Genomic DNA, 25082 nt, shown 5'->3' with positions numbered 1-25082 from the left:
CAGTGGTCGTGTGGGCGTCAGTGGAAGGTGTGCTCCGCGGCGGGGAACGTTCCGCCGACGACGTCTTCGGCGTACTCCCTGGCGGCGCCGGCGAGCACCTGACGCATGTTCGCGTACTGCTTGGTGAAGCGCGGCACCTTGCCGCCGGTCAGCCCGACCATGTCGGTCCAGACCAGTACCTGGGCGTCCGTGTCGGGCCCGGCGCCGATGCCGACGGTCGGGATGTGCAGCGTGCGGGTGACCTCGGCGGCCAGCTCGGCCGGTACGAGCTCGAGGACGACGGCGAACGCGCCCGCGTCCTGGACCGCCTTCGCGTCCCGCAGCAGCTGCTGGGCCGCCTCCTCGCCGCGGCCCTGCACCCGGTAGCCCATGGCGTTGACGGACTGCGGGGTCAGGCCGATGTGGCCCATGACGGGGATCCCGGCCTCGACCAGGAGGCGGATCTGCTCGTGCGAACGCTCGCCGCCCTCCAGCTTGACCGCGCCGACACCGGCGTCCTTGACCAGCCGGGTGGCGTTGCGCAGGGCCTGGACCGGGCCCTCCTGGTACGCGCCGAAGGGCAGGTCGGCGACGACCAGGGCGCGCTTCGTGCCCCGCACGACGGCGGCCGAGAGGATGGTCATCTCGTCCATGGTGACGGGCACCGTGGTCTCGTAACCGAGGTGGCAGTTGCCCATGGAGTCACCGACGAGCATGACCGGGATGCCGGCCTCGTCGAAGACGGACGCGGTCATCGCGTCGTAGGCGGTGAGCATCGGCCACTTCTCGCCCCGCTCGGTGGCGGCGGCGATGTCGTGGACACTGATGCGGCGGGTGCTCGTGCCCCCGTACAGCGCCTTGCCGGCGCCGGGGGTGGGACCCGCGGGGGGTGTGGCGGACTGGTTCTGCGCAGCCTGAAGCGACATGGCCAACGGCTCCTTCGTCATCTCGTGGCGCCCTGACGGCGTCCCCGGATCCCTTCCATGGTGGCATCCCGTGACCGTTCCCGGGAAGTGGGCCCGCCGTACCACGTGAACGGTGCGCGCCGAGTGGGTAAAGTCTTTCCAATACGAGACGGTCTCGTATTGGAAGTCGGATAGGGTCGTGGCCATGTCCATACCGTCCGGCGCCCCTGCCGCCGCGCCCCGTGTCCCGGAGGCGGTCCACCGCCGCCGCTGGGCCGTCCTCGGCGTCCTCATGTTCAGCCTGCTCATCGTCGTTCTGGACAACTCGATCCTGAACGTCGCGGTCAAGACGATCGCGAGCCCCGCGCCGACCGGGATCGGCGCCACCCAGAGCGAGCTCGAGTGGGCCATCAACTCCTACACGCTCGTGTTCGCCGGGCTGCTCTTCACCGCCGGGCTGCTGGGCGACCGCATCGGCCGCAAGAAGGTCCTGCTGGCCGGCATCCTGGTCTTCGGCATCGGGTCCGCCCTGGCCGCGCTCTCCACCTCGCCCGGCCAGCTCATCACCTGGCGCGCGCTGATGGGCTTCGGCGCGGCGTTCGTGATGCCCGCCACCCTCGCCGTCCTGATGAACGTCTTCGAGCGCGACGAGCAGCCCAAGGCCATCGGCATCTGGGCCGGCAGCGTCGGCCTCGGCATCGCGATCGGCCCGATCACCGGAGGGCTGCTCCTGGAGCACTTCTGGTGGGGCTCGATCTTCCTGGTCAACGTGCCGGTGGTGGTCGTCGCGCTGATCGCCATGGCCGTCCTGGTCCCCGACTCCCGCGACCCGAACCCCGGCCGCGTCGACCCGTTCGGGGTCGTCCTGTCCATCGTCGGGCTGGTCCTGCTGGTGTACGGCATCATCCGCGGCGGCGAACTCGCCTCCTTCACCGACATCACCGTCCTCGCGCCGCTGATCGGAGGCCTGCTGGTCCTGACGGGCTTCGTCTGGCACGAGAAGCGCAGCAGCCACCCGTCCATCGACATCTCCTACTTCCGCAAGCCCGCCTTCTCCGCCGCGGTCGCAGCCATCGCGCTGGTCTTCTTCGCGCTGATGGGCGTCACCTTCTTCTCCGCCTTCTACCTGCAGAGCGTGCGCGGCTACACCGCGCTGGAGTCCGGGCTGCTGATCCTGCCGCTGGCCGCCGCGCAGATGATCTTCGCCCCGCGTGCCCGCCTGGTCGTCGACCGGTTCGGGGCCCGCGCGGTCTGCACCGTCGGCATGCTGCTCGTCGCCGCCGGCCTCGCGGCCTTCGCGCTGTTCGGCGCGGACACCCCGCTGTGGGTGCTCTGCCTGGTCTTCTTCGTCCAGGGCACCGGCATGGCGCACATCATGCCGCCGGTCACCGTCGCCGTGATGCAGGCACTGCCCCGCGAGCGGGCCGGTTCCGGCTCCGCCATCAACAACACCTTCCGCCAGGTCGGCGGGGCGCTCGGCATCGCCGTACTCGGCTCGGTGCTCTCCACGGTCTACCGGAGCGACATCGAGGGCCACCTCGACGCCGTACCGGCCGGCGCGCGCGACGTCGCGGGGGAGTCCATCGAGGCGACCCTCGGCGTCGCGGAGAAGCTGGGTCCGGCCGGCAGGCCGCTGATCGCCGCCGCCAACGACGCGTTCATCGGCGCGATGCACGTCACCGCCCTCGGCTCGGCGGCCGTCGCCCTGATCGGCGCGGCGGTCGTGGCCGCCTTCCTGCCCGGCAGGCCGCGGGCCAAGGCCCCTGAGGCCCCTGAGGAGAGCGGGGAGCGCGTGCTGCAGTCCTGATCCGACGCCGACCGGCGGTCGCTCCGCCTCCGCCGGTCGGCGAGAATCGAGACGGACGGCGGAACGGCGCAGCGAGAGGCGGCCCAGGTGCGGCAGGCGGCACAGAACCCGGCACAGGACCCGGAACGGGACCGGGCCGAGGACCCCTCTGCCTCCTGCCAGGGCCCCGAGCCCCGGCGTGGCCGTCCCCGCAGCGCGGCCGTCGAGCGGGCGATCCTCGACGCCGTCGTGGAACTGCTGGAGGCGGGCGAGACGCTGGACGGCCTGTCCATCGAGCGCATCGCCCGCACCGCCGGGGTGGGCAAGGCGACCATCTACCGCCGGTGGAGCGGCAAGGAGGAGCTCTTCGTCGACGTCCTGCGCGACATCGAACCCGCCGATCCCACCGTCTCCGGCACCGAGGGCCTGGACGACCTGCGCGTGCTCCTGGAATCCATGCGTACACGCGGTCTCGCCCAGCGCTCCTCCGCACTTCTGCACAACGTGTTCGTGCAGATGAAGAAGCATCCCAGGCTGTGGACCGAGTACCAGGCCACCGTCATCGCACCCCGCCGCGCCGCCATGCTGGCCGCCGTGCGGCGGGCGGTGGACGCGGGGGAGCTCCGCGACGACCTCGACGTGGAGTTCATGGACGACCTGTTCCTCGGCCCCATGCTCGTACGCACCGTCCACCGGCCCGACGCGCCCCTGCCTGAGGACCTCGCGGACCGCATCATCCGGATCCTCCTCCAGGGCCTCGCTCCACGGCCGGCGAAGCCGCCGGCCACGGCCGGGGAACCGCCGTCGACCGCCGTTGTGTGATCGTTCTGTCACAAGCCAGGCAAACGCCACGGTGACCGGAACCCGCCGCACCGCATCGTTCGTCCCCATGGCAGAACGGCCGTCGTCGACGGCGGGAACGGCGTCACCCATCGCCTAGGGTCATGAGGCGCGGTGATGTGTAAGGCAAGGCAGTGAGGACGAGCGCAATGGTGCAGGCGTACAGGGCGGACACCGAGAACGCAGACGCGGGCCGGCGGCCCGGCTCCCGTCTCGGGGCCCTGCGCCACAGACTCGCCACCGACCGGGGCATCTGGCGGCGAGGCATCCTCCTGGCGCTCTGCTCGGTCCTGCTGACCCTCGTGATGGTCCTCCACTCGGACATCCCGAACGCCATCGGCAACCTGGGCAGCCTCATCGAGACGTTCCTGCCCTGGATCGGCCTGCTCGTACCGGTGCTGCTGGTCCTCGGCCTGGTCCGGCGTTCCGCGACCGCGGTGATCGCCCTGGTCCTGCCGGTCGCGGTCTGGCTCAACCTCTTCGGCGGCCTGCTGTTCGCCGACAAGTCGGGCACCGGCGGCGACCTCACCGTCGCGACCCACAACGTCAACGCGGGCAACCCCGACCCCGCGGGCACCGCCCAGCAGGTCGCGGGATCGGGCGCCGACATCGTGGCACTCCAGGAACTTCCCGGCGGCAAGGTGGCGGCGTACGAGGACGCGCTCGCCGACCGCTACCCGCACCACTCCGTACAGGGCACCGTCGGCCTGTGGAGCAAGTACCCGCTGACCGACTCCAGCCCCGTCGACATCAAGCTGGGCTGGACCCGCGCGATGCGCGCCACGGTCACCACCCCCGAGGGCCCGGTGAAGGTGTACGTCGCGCACCTGCCCTCCGTACGGGTCAAACTGCACGCGGGCTTCACCGCCAACCAGCGCGACGACAGCGCCGACGCGCTGGGCGAGGCGATCTCCCACGAACAGCTGGACCGCGTCGTCCTGCTCGGCGACCTGAACGGGACGATGAACGACCGCTCGCTGAACGCGGTCACCGCGCAGATGCGCTCCACCCAGGGCGCGGCCGGTGACGGCTTCGGGTTCAGCTGGCCGGCGTCCTTCCCGATGGCGCGGATCGACCAGATCATGGTCAAGGGCGTCGAACCCCTCGCCTCCTGGACGCTTCCCGCCACCGACAGCGACCACCTCCCGATCGCGGCCCGCGTGCGGCTGTGAATCACCGGGTGAGCGAGTCGGAGCGGACGTCGCCCGCCCGGCCCGGCCGCGGAGCCTCCTGTGGACCGCACGGCGGCCCCGAACCTTCGTCGCCCCGAAGCCGCGTGACCGGCTGCCGGGCGAGATAAGCTTCCCTCCATGCCCAGCCCCGAGTCCGACAGAATCCGGCCGCCGGTTCGCCGGTGGCCGGTCGCCGACGCCGAAAGCCCCTGACCTCAGCGGTCAACCGGCCTTCCCCGTCGTGCCGTCGACCACCGCCGGATCCCCGTGGCGGTGTGGGCCGACTCCCGTGTCCGGCAAGGACACCAGCATTCCGCCGTGTCGCCGTCCTCGTGCTCCCGCGCGTGACGACGGGCGCGGCCTGCATCCCCTGCACGCCGTTCATTCCTCCGACGGTTCCGTACAAGGGGTCTCCTTCTCATGCCATTCGCTGTGTACGCGCTCGGGCTCGCGGTCTTCACCCAGGGCACATCGGAGTTCATGCTGTCCGGGCTGCTCTCGGGTATCGCCGCTGACCTGCACGTCTCGCTGGGTGCCGCCGGTCTGCTGACCTCGGCTTTCGCGGTGGGGATGGTGGTCGGTGCGCCACTCACCGCTCTGGCCGGCCGTACCTGGCCCCGGCGCCGGGCCCTGCTGTTCTTCCAGGGCGTCTTCATCGCCGCCCACGTCGTCGGGGCGCTCACCGCAAGTTACGGTGTGCTGCTCGCCACCCGGGTGGCGGGGGCGCTCGCCAACGCCGGTTTCTGGGCGGTGGCACTCGTCACCGCGCTGGCCGTGGTCGGTCCGCACCAGCGGGCGAGAGCCACCGCGGTGGTCGTCGGCGGCGTCACCGTCGCGTGCGTGGTGGGTGTTCCGGCGGGTGCGGTACTCGGGGAACTGTGGGGCTGGCGCTCGGCGTTCTGGGCCGTGGCCCTCGTCTCCGTACCTGCCGTGGCCGTGCTGACCGTGTCGGTGCCGGGCGGCCGGCCCGACGGCCCGCCGCAGGCGGGGGTGCGGAGTGAACTGCGGGCCCTGGCCCGCCCCCGGCTGTTGCTCACCCTGCTTGTCATGGCGCTCGCGCAGGGGGCGACCTTCTGTGCCTTCTCCTACCTGGAACCGCTGGTCACCCGGGTCACCGGTTTCGGCGCGGGCTGGGTACCCGTGGTGCTCGCCCTGTTCGGTGCCGGCTCGTTCGCGGGTGTCACCCTGGCCGGACGCCTTGCCGATACCCGCCCGGACACCGTCGTCCGGCTCGGAACGGCGGCGTCGGCCCTCGGTTGGGCCGCACTGGCCCTGACCGCCGCCCACCCGGTGGCGGTCCTCGTCCTGGTGCCGCTCCAGGGGGCGCTCGCCTTCGGTACGGGGACCACGCTGATCACCCGGGTCTTCCGACTCGCCCCGGACGCACCGACGATGGCGGGTTCCTTCGCGACGGCCGCCTTCAACGTAGGTGCCGCCGTGGGCCCCTGGCTGGGCGGGCTCGCGCTCGGCGCCGGCTTCGGCTACCGCTCGCCGGTCTGGGTCGGCGTACTCCTCATGTGCCTGGCGGTCGTGGGCACAGCGGTACTGTTCGTGTCCCCGAGGGCGGTCGGGGCCCGGAGCGGGGTGCCCACCGGCCGCTGTCCGGAGCGGGAGCTGTGACGTCGGATGTCCCGGGGGGCCGGTGCGGGGCCGTCGAGTGACGCCCACATCACACCTCGGCGCAACGGCATGTTCACGTCCGGGCATAAAACGTCTGAGAGACTTTGTTCCGAAGGGGTACATAACCCGTCCCGGCAATGAAGCCGACGCTCCCGCACACATCCACCGCCGCCCACCGCTGAGGTCCGGGCCGCGCCCCCTGACCCCGAAAGGTCTCCACCATGCCCCTGGCCCTGCTCGCCCTCGCTGTGAGCGCCTTCGGCATCGGCACCACCGAGTTCGTGATGATGGGCCTGCTGCCCAACGTCGCGGACGATCTGGGAACGTCCGTACCCACCGCCGGCTACCTCGTCTCGGCGTACGCGATCGGCGTCGTCCTCGGTGCTCCGCTGCTCACCGGTCTCGGCTCCAGGATCCCGCGCAAGCGGATGCTCCTGCTGCTGATGGCCGTCTTCACCGTCGGCAACGCCGCCTCCGCCTTCGCGCCCGACTTCGGCTGGCTGCTGGCCGGCCGGTTCCTCGCCGGGCTGCCGCACGGAGCGTTCTTCGGCGTCGGCGCGGTCGTCGCCGCCCGCCTCGTGCCGGACGGCCGCCAGGCCCGCGCCGTCGCCACCATGTTCCTCGGGCTCACCGTGGCGAACATCGTCGGCGTACCGGCCGCCACCCTGCTCGGGCAGCACCTCGGCTGGCGCGCCACCTTCATGGTGGTCGCGGTGATCGGCCTCGTCGCCATGGCCGCACTCGCCCGTCTCGTCCCGCAGATCCCCGTCGAGGCCCAGCAGAACGTCCGTCGCGAACTGAGCGCGCTGGGCAACCGGCAGGTGCTGCTCGGCCTGCTCACCGCGGTCCTCGGCTTCGCCGGCGTCTTCGCCGTCTACTCCTACCTCTCGTCCATGACGACCGAGGCGATGGGCTTCGGCGAGTCCTCGGTCACGCTGGTCCTCGCGCTCTTCGGCATCGGGATGACCCTGGGCGCCCTGGCGGCCGGACCGCTGACCGACCGGGCGCTGCGTCCCACCCTCTACGGCTCGTTGGGGGCACTGGCCGTCGTCCTGGTCGTCTTCCCCTTCACGGTCCACGTGCAGTGGGCGGCGTTGGTCATGGTCGTGCTGCTCGGCGGCATCGGCTTCATGACGACCACGCCGCTGCAGATGCTCGTGATGAACAAGGCCAAGGACGCCCCCACGCTCGCCTCCGCCTCCAACCACTCGGCCTTCAACCTCGCCAACGCGGGCGGGGCCTGGCTAGGCGGTGTGGCCATCGCGGCGGGCTGGGGCTGGACCTCCCCGGCGCTGGTCGGCGCGGTGCTGGCGGTGGCCGGACTCGCGGTGGCGGTCACCGCGGGTGTCCTGGACCGGACCCCGGGCGCCTCGCGCGTGGTGGCCTCCGGCGCGCGCGCCGAGGTGCGCGAGACGGCGAAGGCGTCCTCCCGCGAGTCCTGAGCCCGCGCGTACGACGAAGCCGGGTCCGCACCGAGGGTGCGGACCCGGCTTCGTTGTCGGATCAGGTCGACTCGCGCCACCGGTTGGTGATCGGCAGCCTGCGGTCCTTGCCGAAGCCCTTCGGTGAGATCTTCGTGCCCGGCGGGTACTGCCGCCGCTTGTACTCCGCCGTGTCCACCATCCGCAGCGTCCTCGTCACCAGGGCCGCGTCGAACCCCGCCGCCACGATCGCGTCCCCGCCCTGGTCCCGGTCGACGTACATCTCCAGGATCCTGTCCAGCACGTCGTAGTCCGGCAGGGAGTCCGTGTCCACCTGGTCCGGGCGCAGTTCGGCGCTCGGCGGCTTGGTGATCGAGGCCTCCGGGATCGGCGGGACCTGCCCGCGCTCCTCGGCGGCGCGGTTGCGCCACTTCGCCAGGCGGAAGACCGACGTCTTGTACACGTCCTTGATCGGCCCGTACGCGCCGACCGAGTCCCCGTACAGCGTGGAGTAACCCACCGCCAGCTCGGACTTGTTGCCCGGCGCCAGCACGATCTGGCCCTCCTGGTTGGAGACGGCCATCAGCATCGTGCCCCGGAGCCGCGACTGGAGGTTCTCCTCGGCCAGGCCGGTCAGCCCCAGCGAGCCCATGTAGGCGTCGAACATCGGCTCGATCGGTACGGTGCGGAAGTTCAGCCCGGTGCGCCTGGCCAGTTCCGCCGCGTCGCCCTTGGAGTGCTCCGAGGAGTACTTCGACGGCATCGAGATGCCGAACACGTTCGCGGCGCCCAGCGCGTCGCAGGCGATCGCCGCGACCAGCGCCGAGTCGATACCGCCCGAGAGCCCGATCAGCACGCTGCTGAAACCGTTCTTCGCGGCGTACGCGCGCAGGCCCACGACCAGCGCCGAGTACAGTTCCTCGTCGTCGTCGAGCCGCTCGGCGTACCCGCCCGCCAGCTCCGGTTCGTAGGCGGGGAGCGGCTCCCCGTCGAGCACCACGTGGTCGACACGCAGCCCGTCGCCGACCACCCCCGACGGCGCCTCGGCGGCGGCGGCCGGCAGATCCAGGTCCAGGATCACGCTGCCCTCCGCGAACTGGGGCGCACGGGCGATGACTTCGCCCTCCCTGTCGACGACGATCGAGTCCCCGTCGAAGACCAGCTCGTCCTGGCCGCCGATCATCGCCAGGTACGCGGTCGTGCAGCCGGCCTCCCGGGCGCGCCTGCGGACGAGTTCGAGCCTGGTGTCGTCCTTGTCCCGTTCGTACGGTGAGGCGTTGATCGACAGCAGCAGCCCGGCCCCGGCGGCGCGCGCGGCCGGGACACGGCCGCCGTCCTGCCAGAGGTCCTCGCAGATCGCGAGGGCCACGTCGACGCCGTGGACCCGCACGACGGGCATCGAGTCGCCGGGCACGAAGTACCGGAACTCGTCGAACACGCCGTAGTTGGGCAGGTGGTGCTTGGCGAAGTTCAGCGCGACCCGTCCGCGGTGCAGCACGGCGGCGGCGTTGCGCGGGGAACCCGCGGGCTGCCCGTAGCGCACCGCGGCGTGTTCCGAGCGGTCGAGGTAGCCGACGACGACCGGGACCTCGCCGAAGCCCTCGTCGGCGAGGCGGGAGGCGAGTGCGCGCAGCGCCTCCCGCGACGCCTCGACGAAGGACGAGCGCAAGGCCAGGTCCTCGACGGGGTAGCCGGTCAGCACCATCTCCGGGAACGCCACCAGGTGGGCGCCCTGCTCGGCGGCGTGCCGGGTCCAGTGGACGATCGACTCCGCGTTGCCCGCGAGGTCACCGACGGTCGAGTCGATCTGGTTCAGTGCGAGACGTAGTTGAGGCACGGGGCCAGTGTAATCGTCTGACTGACGCGATGTCCTGCCGTGGGCCCGGCAATCCGTCCGGTCCCCGCCCCCAGCCGGCTCACCGCAGGTAGCCGAGCACCGTCATCATGCCCGCCTCCGCGTGGTAGACGTTGTGGCAGTGCAGCATCCACAGGCCGGGGTTGTCGGCGTCCAGGTCGACCGTCAGCGAACGCCCCGGCAGGACCGCGGCGGTGTCCTTGCGGGCGCCGAGGGCCGTGCCGGCCAAGGCGAACGTGTGGCCGTGCAGATGGATCGGATGCCACATCCCGGTGCGGTTGGTGAAGACCAGCCGCACCCGCTCACCGGCCTTGACGGGCTGCCGCACCGCCGGGTCGTAGGGCTTGCCGTCGAAGGCCCAGTCGTACGCGTCCATCGAGCCCGTGAGCGTCATCCGCACCGTCCGGTCGGGCTCGCGCTCGGCCAGGGCCACGGACTCGTCCGGGGCCAGGCGGTCCGCCGTGACCAGTTCACCGTCCAGCTCGGCGGGCCGCACCGTGGCGGGCGGAACCGCACCCGAGGCCGTCTTCAGCACGGCCAGTGCCGACGCCTCCTTGCCCTCGGCGAGCGCGGTCAGCGGGAACACCCCGTCCCCGGCGGTCACCAGCACGTCGTACCGCTCGCCCATCGCCAGCAGCAGCGCGTCGGTCTCGGTGTGCCGCACCGGGAAGCCGTCCGTGTGCGTCACGGTCATCCGGTGCCCGCCGAGCGCCAGCCGGAACGCGGTGTCCCCGCCGGCGTTGATGATCCGCAGCCGGATGCGGTCGCCCGGACTCGCCTCGAACACCGAAGGGGCCGTCGCTCTGCGGCCGTTGACGAGGTGGTGCGGATAGGCGACGTCTCCGGCGTGGCCGCCGAGCAGGTCGCTGCTCGCACCCACCAGCAGGCGTGAGGGTGCGTCGCCGTCCGCCGCCGCACGGCCCCGGGCGGCCTTCGCCCTGTGGCCCGCCGCGTCATGAGCGCTGACCCGGCCTCCGGTCAGCTCGCCGAGTACCGCGTCGGGGGTGGAGCCGTCCACCCCGTCGAGCCAGTCGTCGAGGACGACCACCCACTCCTTGTCGTAGGCCAGCGGTTCCCGGGGGTCGTCGACGATCAGCGGCGCGTACAGGCCCCGGTCCAGCTGGACGCCTGAGTGCGGGTGGATCCAGTACGTACCCGGGTGCGAGACGGCGAAGCGGTACGTGAACCCGGCGCCCGGCTGGATCGCCTGCTGGGTCAGGCCGGGCACGCCGTCCATGTCGTTGCGCAGCGCGAGGCCGTGCCAGTGCAGGGACGTCGACTGCGTCAGCTGGTTGGTGAGGGTGAGCTCCAGCTGGTCACCCGCCGTGACCCGGACAGCCTGGCCGGGCAGTCGGTCGCCGTACGCCCAGGAGGGGACGGTGAGGCCGTCGCCCAGGTCGAGGCTGGACGCGGTGGCCGTGAGCGAGACCTTCCGCAGGGGGCCTGTGCCCCGCTTGGCCTCGGCGTCCGCGACCTCCGGTCCGTCGGGGGCGACGTAGGTGTCGGCGGCTCGCGCGGGGGAGGTGGCGCGCAGCGGGGCGGCGTGGGCCCGGGTGGCGAGGGCCGTCGCTCCCGCCAGGGCGAGGCTGGAGCCGAGTACGGTGCGGCGGCTGGGCATTTCAGACATATTGCGCACCGTACCCTCGTCGGGTACACGGGCGGCGCCCCGACACCCGACCGGCCCCGTACGGTGCCGGGGCGCGCCCGGGCGGAGGTTCAGGAGCCGGCGTAGACCTTCTCGGCCCAGCCCGCGACCTGCTCGTCGGACAGATGGCGGGCCAGGTCGGCCTCGCTGATCATGCCGACGAGCCTCTTGCCCTCCACGACCGGGAGCCGGCGGATCCGGTGGCTCTGCATCTCCTCCAGCACCGCGTCGACACCGGCGGACGCGTCGATCCAGCGCGGTGTGCCGTCGCACAGTTCGCCGGCGGTCACCGCCGACGGATCGTGCCCGGAAGCCACGCACTTGATCACGATGTCGCGGTCGGTGATGATCCCGACCATCCGGTCCTGCCCGCCGTTGGCGGAGACGGGCAGCGCGCCCACCTCGTGGTCGCGCATCATCTGGGCGGCGCGGTCGAGCGTCTCGTGTGCGGGGATCCACTGGGTCCCGGCGCTCATGATGTCCTTCGCGGTGGTCATGGAGTTCCTCCTGCGTGCCGATGGGCATGCCGTACGACCCCGAGCCCCATCCATTGTGGTGGGCCCGCCCGGCGTACGCGACCGCTGGCGGATCACCCGGACAGGTGTACGCCGGGCAGGGGCCGACCGTCCTCGCGGCCCCCTGCGACGGTCCGGCGTCCCTCACGGACGGGGTGCGGCGCCTCGCTCGGCCAGCATGTCCGCCATCAGTTCCAGCTCGGACCTCTGCGCCGCCACCATGCCCTGGGCAAGGCGCTTCTCCGCCGGCACCGCACACCGGTCGGCGCAGCCCTCGGCCATGGCGACGCCCCCCTTGTGGTGGTCCGTCATCAACCGCAGGAAGAGGATCTCGGCCTCACGCCCGTCGGCCTCGCGCAGCCGCTTCAGCTCGGCCCTGGTGGCCATGCCGGGCATCAGGGCCCCTTCGTGATCCATGCCCGGCATGCCCGTCATGCCGTCCCTGCCGTGCGTGCCGCCCATGTCGTGGCCGCTGTGGCCGGTGCCGTCGTGCTCGTCGGCGCCGCCGGTCATCCACGCCATCGGGGCCTGCCCGTCCGGTGCCGTCTTCGGCAGCTCCCACAGGTCGAGCCAGCCGAGCAGCATGCCCCGCTGGTTGGCCTGTGTGTTGGCGATGTCGTACGCCAGCCGCCGCACGTCCTCGTCCCGCGTCACGTCCCGCACGGTGAAGGACATCTCCACGGCCTGCTGATGGTGGACGGCCATGTCCCGGGCGAAGCCCGCGTCCGCGGAGTCGGCGGCCGGAGTACGGGGCGCGGGTGCGGCCCCGTCACCCCCCGCGGATGCGACCGTCGCCGCGCCGGCGAAGAGCAGCGCGAGGCCCACGGCCGAGCCCGCCACCCACCGGGTGCGCCGGACGGTCCAGGGGCTCACCCGTCGACCCCGCCGGTGCACGGCGCGCCCGGCTCGGGCGTCTGCGCGCCCTGGACGTACTTCGCGAAGAAGCGGGCCACCCGCGGGTCGTCCGCGCTGTCGACCGTGACCTGCTTCCCCCAGGCGCTGAGCATGATGTCCCCGTCCTGTCCCTCGTACGGGGACATCAGGGAGAAGGGGGTGCTCCTGACGCGCGACGCGAGCTTGCCGACGTCGCCTCCCGAGGCCTTCTCGCTGTGCGTCACCCAGACCGCGCCGTGTTCCAGTGCGTGCACGGCGTTGACGTCCGGGACGGCCTTTTCGTATACGACGCCGTCGCAGTTCAGCCACGCCGGATTGTGGTCCCCGCCCACGGGCGGCTGCATGGGGTACTTCACCTCGGTCGTGACGTGGTTGCGGGTCAGCTTCTTCGCGTCCCACGTCTTCTCGCCCGCGATCGGCTCGGCTGCGAGCTCCTTCCTGTCCTGCTCGGTCTGCTTGGAGTCCTGGGCCCGGCTCTCCTCGGTCCGCTCCTTGGCCTCGGACTTCTCCAGCAGCATGTACGACCCGAAACCGAGCAGGCCGGCGACCACCACGGCGCTCACGCCTATGGCCACGACGCGGCTGCGGCGGTCGTGCCTGCGGTCGGCGTCACGCATCTGCTCTATGCGGGTCCTGCGGTCGAAGCTCATGTCTTCGGGTCCTTCTGCCAAGGGGTCGGGAGGGACGGGAGCGAAGCGGTGGAATCCGGTGCGCGGAGGGCTGCGCGAAGGGTGCTGCGGACCCTGCACACCATGGGCGCCGATCGTAGTGGGTGGCCGCGTGCTCTCTCTCACACCGTGTGCGTAATGTGGGCGAAATCCCGGGTCGTGATACTGAGGTGTCTCCCCTACCCCGGGCGGTGGTGCACGGACCGTCTGAACTGCAAGGATGTGGCTATGGACAAGCAGCAGGAATTCGTCCTCAGGACGCTTGAGGAGCGAGACATCCGCTTCGTACGGCTGTGGTTCACCGATGTTCTCGGTTACCTCAAGTCCGTCGCCGTGGCCCCGGCCGAGCTGGAGCAGGCTTTCGACGAGGGCATCGGCTTCGACGGCTCGGCCATCGAGGGCTTCGCCCGTGTATACGAATCGGACATGATCGCCAAGCCGGACCCGGGCACGTTCCAGATCCTCCCGTGGCGCGCGGAGGCCCCGGGGACGGCGCGGATGTTCTGCGACATCCTCATGCCGGACGGTTCGCCCTCCTTCGCCGACCCGCGCTTCGTCCTCAAGCGCATCCTCGCGAAGACCTCCGACCTGGGCTTCACCTTCTACACCCACCCGGAGATCGAGTTCTTCCTGCTGAAGAACAAGCCGGTCGACGGCAGCCGTCCGACCCCGGCCGACAGCTCCGGCTACTTCGACCACACCCCGCAGAACGTCGGCATGGACTTCCGCCGCCAGGCGATCACCATGCTCGAATCGATGGGCATCTCGGTCGAGTTCAGCCACCACGAGGGCGCCCCCGGCCAGCAGGAGATCGACCTCCGGTACGCGGACGCGCTGTCCACCGCCGACAACATCATGACCTTCCGCCTCGTCATGAAGCAGGTCGCACTGGAGCAGGGCGTCCAGGCCACCTTCATGCCGAAGCCGTTCTCGGAGTACCCGGGTTCAGGCATGCACACCCACCTCTCGCTCTTCGAGGGCGACCGCAACGCCTTCTACGAGTCGGGTGCCGAGTACCAGCTCTCCAAGGTCGGCCGGTCCTTCATCGCGGGCCTGCTCAAGCACGCCGCGGAGATCTCCGCCGTGACGAACCAGTGGGTCAACTCCTACAAGCGCATCTGGGGCGGCTCCTCCCGCTCCGCCGGTGCCGGCGGCGAGGCCCCCTCGTACATCTGCTGGGGCCACAACAACCGCTCCGCGCTGATCCGCGTCCCGATGTACAAGCCGGGCAAGACCGGCTCGGCCCGCGTCGAGGTCCGCTCCATCGACTCCGGGGCCAACCCCTACCTGACGTACGCGGTGCTGCTCGCCGCGGGCCTCAAGGGCATCGAGGAGGGCTACGAGCTCCCGGCCGGCGCCGACGACGACGTCTGGGCGCTGTCCGACTCGGAGCGCCGGGCGATGGGCATCGAGCCGCTCCCGCAGAACCTGGGCGAGGCGATCTCGCTGATGGAGAAGAGCGAACTGGTCGCCGAGACGCTGGGCGAGCACGTCTTCGACTTCTTCCTGCGCAACAAGAAGCAGGAGTGGGAGGAGTACCGCAGCGAGGTCTCCGCCTTCGAGCTGAAGAACCTGCTGCCGGTGCTGTAGACGCAGGTCAGCGCCGGTAGGGCGCTTGTACGTGGCTTCGGGCCGACGGTGTCTCACCGTCGGCCCGAAGCTGTGTCAGGAGGGGCTTTCCCCGCCGAAACGGCGGCCGCCGGCGTTCGTCGGCGCGGGCTCCTCGTCTCGGGGGCAGCGGACGCGAGCATGTTCTAGCGGCGCTAGACATGCTTCTGTCACTAGGTCTATTGTCGCTACTACTTCTAGCGCCGCTAGGGGTGCCGTCGGCGCCGCCAGGTGGCGGGCGCTGTCACCCGAGGGGGAAGCAATCCATGCTCACCAACGTCGCCAACGTGCTGGCCGGGCTGATCGGCGTAGGCATCATCGTCATCGGCGTGCGCGCGATCCTGGCACCGCAGGGTGCGACAGGCTTCGGTATCCCGGGCACGAAGACCGAGGACCGGAACTTCCAGGCGTGGTTGGCCGTCAAGGCCGTGCGCGACATGGCCTCGGGGGTCTTCATCTTCATCCTGCTGGCGGCGGCGACACCGCACCTGCTGGGCTGGTTCATGCTGGCCGCCGCCTGCATACCCGTCGGCGACGCGCTGATCGTGCTGCGCAGCAACGGGCCCAAGGTGGCTGTCTACGGCATCCATGGGGCAACCGCCCTGGTGATGCTGGTGATCAGTGTGCTCCTGCTCGTCGCGTGACCGTGCGGGCGGGCGGCTGCGGCCCGCCCGGCCGCCGGTGACTCACTCGCCCCGGGCGGTCCGCGGTGCGTCCGGGGCTGTCGCGTCGGGAGCAAGTGCCTGCGGTGCGTGGGCCTGCTGCGGTGTGGTGCGCCGGGTGCCGATGGCCGGGGCGAGGAAGACCGCCACCGCGACGAACGCGAGGACGACGGTCATGGCGGAGCGCAGCCCGTAGTGGTCGCCGAGGAAGCCGAGGCCCGGGGGACCGACGAGGAAGGCGATGTAGCCGATCATCGCCACCAGACTGACTCGGGCCGCCGGGTCGGGGCCCGAGTCGCCGGCCGCCGAGAGCGCGACCGGGAAGCCGAGTGACGCCCCCAGGCCCCAGAACAGCACCGCGGCACCCGCGAGCACGGGGGAGTCGGCGAAGATGACCAGTGCGAGTCCGAAGGCGGCGGACAGTGCGCTGGCCCGGACGACGGGGGCGCGGCCGAAGCGGTCGATGAAGAACCCGCCACCGAAGCGGCCGAGCGTCATGGCGGCGGCGAAGCCCGCGTAGACGGCCGAGCCGAGAGCGGGGTCCACGCCGTGGCCGTCGACCATGAGCAGGGGCAGCCAGTCGTTGGCGGCACCCTCCGCCAGCGCCATGGCGAGGATGATCCCGCCGATCAGCAGCAGCCGCCGGTCCTTCCATACCGGGGTCCGGGCCGGTGCCGTACCGCCGTCGGTCGACCGCGGGCCCTTCGTCCTGCCGACCGAGGCGGGGATGGCGCGGAAGGCGTACGTGAACATCCCCGCCGCGACGACGGCGACGGCGCCCAGGTGCCACAGCACCGGGAACTCCACGGCGGTGCACAGGATGCCGACCAGGGCCCCGACGACCGTGCCGAGGCTGAAGAAGCCGTGCAGGGTGGGCAGCACCGTCCGACCGGTGATCTGCTCGACCTCGGCGCCGTCGATGTTGACCGCGACCTCTCCGCCTCCCATTCCGGCGCCGAAGAGGAACAGCCCGACCGTCACGGCGGGGGTGGAGGAGAGCGTGGCCCCGCTTCCGATGACCGCGATGCTGATGATGATCAGCGCCGTGCCCACGCCCATGACGGGCCTGGTGCCGAACCGTGCCACCAGTGCCCCGGAGCTGAGGATGCCGAGCATGGAGCCGACGGACAGTCCGAACAGGACGAGCCCCATCTGGGCCGTGGAAGCCCCCAGTTGGTCCCTGATGTCGGGCGTCCGCGTCACCCAGGACGAGATCGACAGGCCGGGCATGAGGAAGAAGAGGAAGAGCGCCGTTCGGCGGCGACGGGTGGCCAGGTCCATCAGACACGACTTTCACGAGAACGCGGCAGGGCGGACGTCGCCCCGGGGCTGAATATGTACGAACGTACACTCCGTGAGGGGGCAGTGGAAGTGGTCCCTCGGCGGGCAACGGCCGGCGACCGCGTGCTCCCGTCGGCAGCCGGAGGCGCGTGGAGGACGCGCGAGGCACCGTCGCGTCCGGTGCCGGTCGGGTACTCTGACGCCTCCGGAGACCGGACCGACCCAGGAGGTGAGACCCATCAGCGCTGTCGCAGGACGGGTGCTCACCTCTCGCCGTCGCCGGCCCGCAAGGGTCTGAGCGTCCGCGGAGCGCCCATCGGTTTCCCCGAAAGGCTCCGCCCCATGCAGGACTTCTCCCCATCGACCGCCTTCTCCGCGATCGTCACCACGCTCCGCGCCGCCGGCTGTGTCTTCGCCGAGGACGAGGCGGAACTCCTCCTCTCCACGGCTGACGGGCCCGGCCACCTCGCCGCCATGGTCGAACGCCGTGCGGCCGGCCTGCCGCTTGAACACGTGCTCGGCTGGGCCGAGTTCTGCGGGCTGCGGATCGCCGTCGACCCCGGGGTCTTCGTGCCGCGCCGGCGTACCGAGTTCCTCGTCCGGCAGGCCGCCGAACTCGCCCCCGACAAAGCGGTGGTGGTCGATCTCTGCTGCGGTTCGGGTGCGCTCGGCACGGCGCTCGCCTCGTCGCTGCGCGAGGCCGAGCTGCACGCGACCGACGTCGAACCCAACGCCGTGCGCTGCGCGCGGCGCAACGTGGGCGGCCGCGGCACCGTCTACGAGGGCGACCTCTTCGCGCCCCTGCCCCGCTCCCTGCGCGGACGGGTCGACGTCCTGCTCGCCAACGTGCCGTACGTGCCGACCGACGACGTCGGACTGCTCCCCGCCGAGGCGCGCGTCCACGAGCCGCGCGTCGCGCTCGACGGGGGCGACGACGGGCTCGACGTCATGAGGCGGGTGGTCGCGGAGGCGACCGGCTGGCTGGCGCCCGGCGGCAGTCTGCTGGTCGAGACGAGCGAGCGGCAGGCGGCGCGCGCCGAGGCGACGGTGGGCGGCGGCGGGCTGGTCCCTCGCACCGTCGTCTCCGGTGAGCTGTACGCCACCGTGGTCATCGGGACCCGGCCGCGGTAGACGACCGTTCCCGTGCGGCGACGCCCGGGTCCGTCCCGCCGAACCCGCCCGCTCACGGTGCGGTGCGAGGCGTCACGGGAAAGGCCCGGGGGTGTACGGCTGCCGAAAGCTCCCTCCCGATCGGCCGGGACACCTTCCGAATCGGCTTCCTGGACGGCTCCGGGGCACCTTCCGGATCGGCCTCCTGGGCGGCTCCGGGACGGCTTCCGAGGCGGCTTTCCGGGCCGTGCGCGCCCGGCCCCGGCATACCCGACGCCCGGGCCGGGTAAGCGCGGACTCCGCCCCCTCTCCGGATCCACCGGCACAGGGCTAGGCTCGAAGGGCGGACAAGTGTGTGGGCGGCTGGCAGGAGAACACGGATGACGACGGTGCCGGGACGCAGGAGCAGTACGTTCACCAGACTGCTGCGGCACGGTTTCACCGATCCGTCCGCCGCAGAGCGGCTGCTGGATCTGCCCGAGCTCTCGTCCGTGCGGTCCGATCCGGTCCTCTTCGAAGCCCTCGGGGCGACCGCCGACCCCGACCTGGCCCTGAACAGCCTGGTACGGCTCGTGGAGGCCGAGGAGACCGACGAGCGGCAGATCCTCCTGGACACTCTCGTCACCGCCAAGCCGCTGCGGGACAGGCTGCTGGGCGCGCTCGGCGCGTCCGAGGCGCTGGGCGACCACCTGGCACGGCATCCGCGCGACTGGCAGGCGCTCGTCACCTACGAGGCCACCGACCTGCACCCCGGTGTCCCCGAGTTCGAGGACATGCTCGTCGACGCCGTCGATCCGGATTCCCTGCGGATCGCGTACCGGAGGTCGCTGCTCTCGATAGCCGCCCGGGACGTGTGCGGAACCACCGACGTCGCCCAGGTCGCCGCCGAGCTGGCGGACCTCGCCACGGCCACCCTGCGGGCGGCGCTCGCCATCGCCCGCGCCGCCGCCCCCGCCGACGCGGCGCAGTGCCGGCTGGCGGTCATCGCGATGGGCAAGTGCGGCGGACACGAGCTGAACTACGTGTCCGACGTCGACGTGATCTTCGTGGGCGAACCCGTCGACTCCGCCGGGGAGAACGGCGCCATGCAGGCCGCCACAAGGCTCGCCGCCCACATGATGCGGATCTGCTCCGACACCACCGTCGAGGGCACCATCTGGCCCGTGGACGCCAACCTCCGCCCCGAGGGCCGCAACGGCCCCCTGGTGCGGACCCTGTCCTCGCACCTCGCCTACTACCAGCGCTGGGCCAAGACCTGGGAGTTCCAGGCCCTGCTGAAGGCCCGGCCGGTGGCCGGTGACCCCGAGCTGGGCGCGGAGTACGTCGACGCGGTGTCGCCGCTCGTGTGGCACGCCGCGGACCGGGAGAACTTCGTCGCCGACGTGCAGAAGATGCGCCGCCGCGTCATCGACAACATCCCCGTCGACCGAGTCGACCGTGAGCTCAAGCTCGGCCCCGGCGGCCTCCGGGACGTCGAGTTCGCCGTGCAGCTGCTCCAGCTCGTCCACGGCCGCAGCGACAGCACCCTGCACTCGGGATCCACCCTGGAGGCCCTGCGTGCCCTCGCCGACGGCGGGTACGTCGGCAGGGCCGACGCCGCTCAGCTCGACGAGGCCTACCGGTTCCTGCGGGCCATGGAGCACCGGATCCAGCTCTACCGCCTGCGCCGCACGCACCTCGTCCCCGAGGACCAGGCCGACCTGCGCAGGCTCGGACGCTCCCTCGGGCTGCGCACGGACCCGGTCGCCGAGCTCAACAGGGCGTGGCGCAGGCACGCGTCCGTGGTCCGCCGGCTGCACGAGAAGCTCTTCTACCGGCCCCTCCTGGACGCGGTCGCCCAGCTCGCACCCGGCGAGAGCAGGCTCAGCCCGAAGGCCGCCCGCGTACGGCTCGAAGCCCTCGGGTACGCCGACCCGGCCGCGGCACTGCGGCACCTGGAGGCGCTGTCCTCCGGGGTGTCCCGCAAGGCCGCGATCCAGCGCACCCTGCTGCCCGTGCTGCTCGGCTGGTTCGCGGACTCCGCCGACCCGGACGCGGGACTCCTGGGCTTCCGGCAGGTCTCCGACGCGCTCGGCAAGACGCCCTGGTACCTCCGCCTGCTCCGGGACGAGGGCGCCGCGGCCGAGAACCTCGCCCGGGTCCTGTCCGCCGGCCGGCTCGCCCCCGACCTGCTGATGCGCGCCCCCGAGGCCGTCGCCATCCTCGGCGCCCCCGAAGGTCTCCGGCCGCGGAGCCGGGAACACCTGGAGCAGGAGGTGCTGGCAGCCGTCGGCCGCGCGCCCGGCGCCGAGGCCGCGGTCGCCGTGGCACGCGGGGTGCGGCGGCGGGAGCTGTTCCGCACGACGGCCGCCGACCTCATCAGCTCGTACGGCACCGAGGACAACCCGGCCGAACCCGATCCCGGCGCCCTGGTCGACCGGGTCGGTGCCGCCGTCACCGGCCTGAACGCCGCCACGCTCTCCGGCGCCCTGCGCGCCGCGGTCCGCGCCCGGTGGGGGGACACCCTGCCGACCAGGTTCGCCGTCATCGGCATGGGCCGCTTCGGCGGCCACGAGCTGGGCTACGGCTCCGACGCGGACGTCCTCTTCGTGCACCGGCCGCGGGAGGGCGTCAGTGACGAGGAGGCCACCCGGGCCGCCAACACCGTGATCACGGAGATGCGCAGGCTGCTGGAGCTGCCGACCGCCGATCCGCCGCTGCTCATCGACGCCGACCTGCGCCCGGAGGGCAAGACGGGCCCCCTGGTGCGCACCCTGAAGTCGTACGAGGCGTACTACCGGCGCTGGTCGCTGGTCTGGGAGAGCCAGGCGCTGCTCCGCGCCGAGCCCATGGCCGGAGACGAGGAGCTCGGCCGTGCCTTCGTCGAGCTGATCGACCCGCTCCGCTACCCGGTCGAGGGGCTGGGGGACGACGCCGTACGCGAGATCCGCCGGCTCAAGGCGCGGATGGAGTCCGAACGGATGCCGCGCGGGGCCGATCCGACGCTCCACACCAAGCTGGGGCGCGGCGGGCTGAGCGACGTCGAGTGGACGGTGCAGCTCATGCAGATGCAGCACGGCTGGGCGGAACCGGGCCTGCGGACCACGCGCACGCGGCAGGCGCTGGCCGCGGCGTGCGCGGCGGGTCTGATCCCGGCGGAGGAGGCGCAGACGCTGGACGAGGCGTGGGTCCTGGCCACGCGGGTGCGCAACGCGGTGATGCTGGTGCGGGGGCGTCCGGGCGACACCTTCCCCTCGAACCCGCGCGAACTGTCCGCGATGGGCCGTTACCTGGGGTACGAGACCGGGCACGTCGGGGACATGCTGGACGACTACCGGCGGATCACCAGGCGGGCCAGGGCCGTGGTGGAGGAGCGGTTCTACGGAGCCGCGGTCTGAGCCCGGGTAGGTGTTCGCTCAGGCCCGCTCGGCGGCCTTCGTGGGACGGGCCACGGGGCGCTTGCCCGGGGGCTCGGGATTCCGGCGCAGGGCGCGCAGGCGTCCGACGCGGGCCGCCACCCGTTTCGGGAGGCGGTGCGGGAGCGTGCCGTACCAGGCGTACGAGACGGCCACGCCGAACGTCAGGCACACCATGCCGCCGACGGCGTCCATCCAGAAGTGGTTCGCCGTCGCCACGATCACGACCAGTGTGGCCACGGGGTAGAGCAGTCCCAGGATCCTGGCCCACGGCGCGGACGCCAGGGCGCAGATGGTCAGGCCGCACCACAGGGACCAGCCGATGTGCATGGACGGCATCGCCGCGTACTGGTTCGACATGTGCTTGAAGTTGCCCGAGGCCATCGAGCCCCAGGTCTGGTGCAGCATCACGGTGTCGATGAACCCCCCGCCGTTCATCAGCCTGGGAGGGGCCAGCGGGAAGAGGTAGTAGCCGAGCAGCGCCACCGCCGTCGTCGCGAAGAGGACGAGGCGGGTGGCCGCGTAACGGCCCGGATGGCGGCGGAACAGCCAGACGAGCACACCGATGGTCACGACGAAGTGCAGCGTCGCGTAGTAGTAGTTCATCGAGACGATGAGCCATGTCACCGAGTTGACGGCCTGGTTGACCGTCTCCTCGAAGGCGAGCCCCACGCCGTGTTCGAGGGACCAGATCCAGTCGGCGTTGCGCAGGGCCGCGGCCTTCTGCTCGGGCACGGCGTTGCGCACCAGCGAGTACACCCAGTAACTGACCGCGATGAGCAGGATTTCGAACCAGAGGCGCGGGCGGCGCGGGGAGCGCAGTGCCCGGAGCGAGGGACGGGTACGCGTGCGCGACAGGCTGATCGCCCTCGTGGAACCGGACTCCGCCACTCCGTCCGTGACGGGTGACGGGGGTGCCGCCGTGCGGTCTTCCTGTGTGGTCACGTGCCAATCACCCATAGGTGCAGAGTCTGCCAGATACGTCCCCCTCCGCCCGATGATCCTCCGATCGGGTTCCGGCCGCACATCCAGTGCGTCACGTGCGGGGCCGGCCCGCCGGTGAGGGGCCGGGGCCCGATGCCGTTGAACCGCGTACGACCAGTTCGGGCATGAACACGAACTCGCTGTGCGGAGCGGGCGTGCCGCCGATCTCCTCCAGCAGCGTGCGCACGGCGGCCTGACCCATCGCTGTCACCGGCTGACGGATCGTGGTCAGCGGCGGATCGGTGAACGCTATGAGGGGGGAGTCGTCGTAGCCGACCACCGAGAGGTCCCGGGGGACCTCCTTCGAGAGCCGCCGGGCCGCCCGGATCGCGCCGAGGGCCATCATGTCGCTCGCGCACACCACCGCGGTGCAGCCGCGCTCCATCAGCGCCGAGGCAGCCGCCTGGCCGCCCTCCAGCGTGTACAGGGAGTGCTGGACCAGCTCCTCCACGGCGTCGGCCGTGAGGTCCAGTTGCTCCCGCATCGTGGCGTGGAAACCCTCCATCTTGCGCAGCACCGGCACGAAGCGCCTGGGCCCGACCGCCAGACCGATGCGCTGATGTCCCAGGGCCACCAGGTGCGTCACCGCGAGCCGCATCGCGGCCCGGTCGTCGGGGGAGATGAACGGCGCCTGCACCTTGGGGGAGAAGCCGTTGACCAGGACGAAAGGCACGCCCTGGGCCCGCAGTTGCTCGTAGCGCTGCATGTCGGCCGAGGTGTCGGCGTGCAGTCCGGAGACGAAGATGATGCCCGAGACCCCCCGGTCGACGAGCATCTCGGTGAGCTCGTCCTCGGTGGAGCCGCCGGGGGTCTGGGTCGCCAGCACCGGGGTGTAGCCCTGCCTGGTCAGCGCCTGGCCGATCACCTGGGCCAGCGCCGGGAAGATCGGGTTCTCCAGCTCGGGCGTGATCAGGCCGACCAGGCCCGCGCTGCGCCGGCGCAGTCGCACGGGGCGTTCGTAGCCGAGGACGTCGAGCGCCGCGAGGACGGATTCGCGGGTGGTCGCCGCTACACCGGGCTTGCCGTTCAGAACGCGGCTGACCGTCGCTTCGCTGACCCCCGCCTGAGTTGCGATATCGGCAAGCCTTGCGGTCATGAGGGGACTGTACCGGGCGCGTGTCGGATTGCCCACCATGCGCTGAATTCAGGCAGTCCGACCCGGTGGGCCTCGCTCGGCGGGTTCCCCGCAGCAACATCTTGCAAGACTTTGCGGACGGCGATCCCGGGTCGCGATGTGATCGTCGTACCGCCTGGCACAAGGGCCTGGCCAGGCATGAACAGGGGTAAGCGGGTTCCGTCAAGAGGCTTGACGGCAACCTTGAGGACACGCCAATGTAACGATCACCGGTGCTTGCAGAAATCTTCCGCAAAGTCTTTCGGACGTCTTTCATCCTTGTTACGTTCACGTCGACCCGGCGCCGCGACGGAGCGGTACGGCAGTTGAAGGAGTTCAGATGCGACGTGGCATAACGGCCACCGCCCTGGTCGCGGCCCTGGCGCTCGCGGCGACCGCCTGCGGCAGCGACGACGAGTCCGGCGGCGGCAAGAGCTCGGGCGAGCTCTCCGGCACGGTGACGTGGTGGGACACCTCGACCGTCGGCAGTGAGGACAAGGTCTTCAAGAAGATCGCCGAGGGTTTCGAGAAGAAGCACCCGAAGGTCGACGTCAAGTACGTCAACGTCCCCTTCGGTGAGGCGCAGAACAAGTTCAAGAACGCCGCTCAGGCCGGCGCCGGCGCACCCGACGTCATCCGCTCCGAAGTCGCCTGGACCCCCGAGTTCGCCGACCTCGGCTACCTCGCCCCGCTCGACGGCACCACCGCGCTGAAGGACCAGGACGACTTCCTCGACCAGGCGGCCGCGTCCACGAAGTACAAGGACAAGACCTACGCCGTTCCGCAGGTCATCGACTCCATGGGCATCTTCTACAACAAGAAGATCTTCGCGGACGCCGGTGTCGAGGTCCCGAAGAACATCGCGGACCTCAAGACCGTGTCGAAGACGATCAAGGCGAAGACCGGCAAGACCGGTCTCTACCTCCGCGGCGACGACGCGTATTGGTTCCTCTCCTTCCTCTACGGCGAGGGCGGCGACCTGGTCGACGCCTCCTCCAAGTCCGTCACGGTGGACAAGCCCGAGGGCGTCAAGGCCTTCGCGACCGTCAAGGACCTCGTCGACTCCGGCGCCGCGAAGACCGACGCCACCGACGGCTGGGAGAACATGCAGTCGTCGTTCAAGGACGGCAAGGTCGCGATGATGATCAACGGCCCGTGGGCCGTCGCCGACACCCTGACCGGCAAGGAGTTCACCGACAAGGCGAACCTCGGCATCTCCCCGGTGCCCGCCGGCACGGCCGGACAGGGCGCCCCGCAGGGCGGCCACAACCTCGCCGTCTACGCGGGCTCCAAGAACCTCGACGCCTCCTACGCCTTCGTCGAGTACATGACCTCGGTGGAGTCCCAGGCGAAGACCGCCGGTGAGCTGAACCTGCTCCCGACCCGCACCTCCGTGTACTCCGAGCAGGAGGCCGTGGACAGCGAGATCGTGCAGTTCTTCAAGCCCGTCGTCGAGACCGCAGTCGAGCGCCCCTGGATCCCGGAGACCGGCAGCCTCTTCGCGCCGCTCGTCACCGAGTACACCAAGGTGCTCACCGGTCAGACCACGCCGGAGAAGGCCGCCTCGACGACCGGCGACTCCTACCGCAAGCTCCTCAAGGGCTGGAAGTAACCCAGGAAGGCAGGCC

The 25082-nt window shown here is 71.3% G+C and carries 19 protein-coding genes; 10 read left to right on the top strand and 9 right to left on the bottom strand.

Annotated elements, in window-relative coordinates:
• Positions 1–17 precede the first annotated feature (17 nt).
• Positions 18–905 (bottom strand): 3-methyl-2-oxobutanoate hydroxymethyltransferase, encoded by an 888-nt coding sequence (panB, locus tag AB0I83_RS21270; RefSeq protein WP_356840271.1) that lies wholly within the window; start codon positions 903–905, stop codon positions 18–20.
• A 184-nt stretch (positions 906–1089) separates the two neighbouring features.
• Here panB and AB0I83_RS21265 point away from each other — a divergent pair, with 184 nt between their 5' ends.
• From AB0I83_RS21265 to AB0I83_RS21245, 5 genes are all read left to right on the top strand, one after another.
• Positions 1090–2691, top strand: coding sequence for an MFS transporter (locus AB0I83_RS21265; RefSeq protein WP_363305724.1), 1602 nt, complete (start codon positions 1090–1092; stop codon positions 2689–2691).
• Between the two features lie 87 nt (positions 2692–2778).
• Entirely contained in the window at positions 2779–3492 is a 714-nt protein-coding gene (locus AB0I83_RS21260) for a TetR/AcrR family transcriptional regulator (RefSeq protein ID WP_356533153.1), read from the top strand.
• Positions 3493–3659: 167 nt separating this feature from the next.
• Complete coding sequence (locus tag AB0I83_RS21255) at positions 3660–4682, top strand: endonuclease/exonuclease/phosphatase family protein (RefSeq protein WP_356533151.1); 1023 nt, start codon at positions 3660–3662, stop codon at positions 4680–4682.
• A 420-nt stretch (positions 4683–5102) separates the two neighbouring features.
• Positions 5103–6302, top strand: a complete 1200-nt coding sequence (locus AB0I83_RS21250; protein ID WP_363305723.1) for a Cmx/CmrA family chloramphenicol efflux MFS transporter — start codon at positions 5103–5105, stop codon at positions 6300–6302.
• 221 nt (positions 6303–6523) lie between these two features.
• The gene (locus AB0I83_RS21245; RefSeq protein WP_356533147.1) at positions 6524–7744 is read left to right on the top strand and encodes an MFS transporter; all 1221 of its coding nucleotides are present in this window, start codon (positions 6524–6526) and stop codon (positions 7742–7744) included.
• Between the two features lie 61 nt (positions 7745–7805).
• Here AB0I83_RS21245 and AB0I83_RS21240 read toward each other — a convergent pair whose 3' ends face one another.
• The 5 genes from AB0I83_RS21240 to AB0I83_RS21220 form a co-directional block, all read right to left on the bottom strand.
• Positions 7806–9560 (bottom strand): NAD+ synthase, encoded by a 1755-nt coding sequence (locus AB0I83_RS21240; protein WP_363305722.1) that lies wholly within the window; start codon positions 9558–9560, stop codon positions 7806–7808.
• Positions 9561–9639: 79 nt separating this feature from the next.
• Entirely contained in the window at positions 9640–11205 is a 1566-nt protein-coding gene (locus tag AB0I83_RS21235) for a multicopper oxidase family protein (RefSeq protein WP_363305721.1), read from the bottom strand.
• Positions 11206–11294: 89 nt separating this feature from the next.
• Positions 11295–11720 carry a CBS domain-containing protein gene (locus AB0I83_RS21230; protein ID WP_363305720.1) on the bottom strand — a complete coding sequence of 142 codons (426 nt, stop codon included), beginning with the start codon at positions 11718–11720 and terminating at the stop codon, positions 11295–11297.
• A gap of 162 nt (positions 11721–11882) precedes the next feature.
• Positions 11883–12611: a DUF305 domain-containing protein gene (locus tag AB0I83_RS21225; protein WP_363305719.1), complete on the bottom strand. Its 729-nt coding sequence runs from the start codon at positions 12609–12611 to the stop codon at positions 11883–11885.
• The gene (locus AB0I83_RS21220) at positions 12608–13282 is read right to left on the bottom strand and encodes a DUF3105 domain-containing protein (RefSeq protein WP_363305718.1); all 675 of its coding nucleotides are present in this window, start codon (positions 13280–13282) and stop codon (positions 12608–12610) included. Before AB0I83_RS21220 ends, AB0I83_RS21225 begins: the two co-directional genes overlap by 4 nt.
• 246 nt (positions 13283–13528) lie before the next feature.
• Between AB0I83_RS21220 and glnA the strand changes: the two genes are divergently transcribed.
• Positions 13529–14890 (top strand): type I glutamate--ammonia ligase, encoded by a 1362-nt coding sequence (glnA, locus tag AB0I83_RS21215; RefSeq protein WP_147963126.1) that lies wholly within the window; start codon positions 13529–13531, stop codon positions 14888–14890.
• A gap of 284 nt (positions 14891–15174) precedes the next feature.
• Positions 15175–15552 (top strand): DUF4267 domain-containing protein, encoded by a 378-nt coding sequence (locus tag AB0I83_RS21210; protein WP_363305717.1) that lies wholly within the window; start codon positions 15175–15177, stop codon positions 15550–15552.
• Between the two features lie 42 nt (positions 15553–15594).
• Here AB0I83_RS21210 and AB0I83_RS21205 read toward each other — a convergent pair whose 3' ends face one another.
• A complete protein-coding gene (locus AB0I83_RS21205; RefSeq protein ID WP_363305716.1) occupies positions 15595–16851 on the bottom strand; it encodes an MFS transporter in 1257 nt (418 codons plus the stop codon).
• Between the two features lie 342 nt (positions 16852–17193).
• On the opposite strand from AB0I83_RS21205, the gene AB0I83_RS21200 reads away from it, so the two are divergent.
• Entirely contained in the window at positions 17194–17982 is a 789-nt protein-coding gene (locus AB0I83_RS21200) for a putative protein N(5)-glutamine methyltransferase (RefSeq protein ID WP_363305715.1), read from the top strand.
• 359 nt (positions 17983–18341) lie between these two features.
• On the top strand, positions 18342–21338 hold the full coding sequence (locus tag AB0I83_RS21195) for a bifunctional [glutamine synthetase] adenylyltransferase/[glutamine synthetase]-adenylyl-L-tyrosine phosphorylase (protein WP_363305714.1): 2997 nt from the start codon (positions 18342–18344) through the stop codon (positions 21336–21338).
• An 18-nt stretch (positions 21339–21356) separates the two neighbouring features.
• Here the strand turns inward: AB0I83_RS21195 and AB0I83_RS21190 are convergent, their stop codons facing one another.
• Together AB0I83_RS21190 and AB0I83_RS21185 are read right to left on the bottom strand one after the other, a co-directional pair.
• The gene (locus AB0I83_RS21190) at positions 21357–22316 is read right to left on the bottom strand and encodes a phosphatase PAP2 family protein (protein WP_363305713.1); all 960 of its coding nucleotides are present in this window, start codon (positions 22314–22316) and stop codon (positions 21357–21359) included.
• A gap of 76 nt (positions 22317–22392) precedes the next feature.
• Complete coding sequence (locus AB0I83_RS21185; protein ID WP_356840255.1) at positions 22393–23436, bottom strand: LacI family DNA-binding transcriptional regulator; 1044 nt, start codon at positions 23434–23436, stop codon at positions 22393–22395.
• Between the two features lie 358 nt (positions 23437–23794).
• On the opposite strand from AB0I83_RS21185, the gene AB0I83_RS21180 reads away from it, so the two are divergent.
• A complete protein-coding gene (locus tag AB0I83_RS21180) occupies positions 23795–25066 on the top strand; it encodes an extracellular solute-binding protein (protein WP_363305712.1) in 1272 nt (423 codons plus the stop codon).
• The last annotated feature ends 16 nt before the right edge of the window (positions 25067–25082 follow it).

The sequence above is a fragment of the Streptomyces sp. NPDC049970 genome, assembly GCF_040660235.1.
Lineage (GTDB): Bacteria > Actinomycetota > Actinomycetes > Streptomycetales > Streptomycetaceae > Streptomyces.
Note: the sequence above shows the minus strand (reverse complement) of the source record. Positions and strands in the feature narration are given on the sequence as shown.

Bases quoted from the DNA above. Each gene is read 5' to 3' on its own strand.
- AB0I83_RS21230 (WP_363305720.1), bottom strand. From the start codon at position 11,720: ATGACCACCGCGAAGGACATCATGAGCGCCGGGACCCAGTGGATCCCC.
- glnA (WP_147963126.1), top strand. From the start codon at position 13,529: ATGGACAAGCAGCAGGAATTCGTCCTCAGGACGCTTGAGGAGCGAGAC.
- AB0I83_RS21250 (WP_363305723.1), top strand. From the start codon at position 5,103: ATGCCATTCGCTGTGTACGCGCTCGGGCTCGCGGTCTTCACCCAGGGC.
- AB0I83_RS21210 (WP_363305717.1), top strand. From the start codon at position 15,175: ATGCTCACCAACGTCGCCAACGTGCTGGCCGGGCTGATCGGCGTAGGC.
- AB0I83_RS21235 (WP_363305721.1), bottom strand. From the start codon at position 11,205: ATGTCTGAAATGCCCAGCCGCCGCACCGTACTCGGCTCCAGCCTCGCC.
- AB0I83_RS21205 (WP_363305716.1), bottom strand. From the start codon at position 16,851: ATGGACCTGGCCACCCGTCGCCGCCGAACGGCGCTCTTCCTCTTCTTC.
- AB0I83_RS21180 (WP_363305712.1), top strand. From the start codon at position 23,795: ATGCGACGTGGCATAACGGCCACCGCCCTGGTCGCGGCCCTGGCGCTC.
- AB0I83_RS21255 (WP_356533151.1), top strand. From the start codon at position 3,660: ATGGTGCAGGCGTACAGGGCGGACACCGAGAACGCAGACGCGGGCCGG.
- AB0I83_RS21185 (WP_356840255.1), bottom strand. From the start codon at position 23,436: ATGACCGCAAGGCTTGCCGATATCGCAACTCAGGCGGGGGTCAGCGAA.
- AB0I83_RS21245 (WP_356533147.1), top strand. From the start codon at position 6,524: ATGCCCCTGGCCCTGCTCGCCCTCGCTGTGAGCGCCTTCGGCATCGGC.
- AB0I83_RS21220 (WP_363305718.1), bottom strand. From the start codon at position 13,282: ATGAGCTTCGACCGCAGGACCCGCATAGAGCAGATGCGTGACGCCGAC.
- panB (WP_356840271.1), bottom strand. From the start codon at position 905: ATGTCGCTTCAGGCTGCGCAGAACCAGTCCGCCACACCCCCCGCGGGT.
- AB0I83_RS21190 (WP_363305713.1), bottom strand. From the start codon at position 22,316: ATGGGTGATTGGCACGTGACCACACAGGAAGACCGCACGGCGGCACCC.
- AB0I83_RS21265 (WP_363305724.1), top strand. From the start codon at position 1,090: ATGTCCATACCGTCCGGCGCCCCTGCCGCCGCGCCCCGTGTCCCGGAG.
- AB0I83_RS21195 (WP_363305714.1), top strand. From the start codon at position 18,342: ATGACGACGGTGCCGGGACGCAGGAGCAGTACGTTCACCAGACTGCTG.
- AB0I83_RS21200 (WP_363305715.1), top strand. From the start codon at position 17,194: ATGCAGGACTTCTCCCCATCGACCGCCTTCTCCGCGATCGTCACCACG.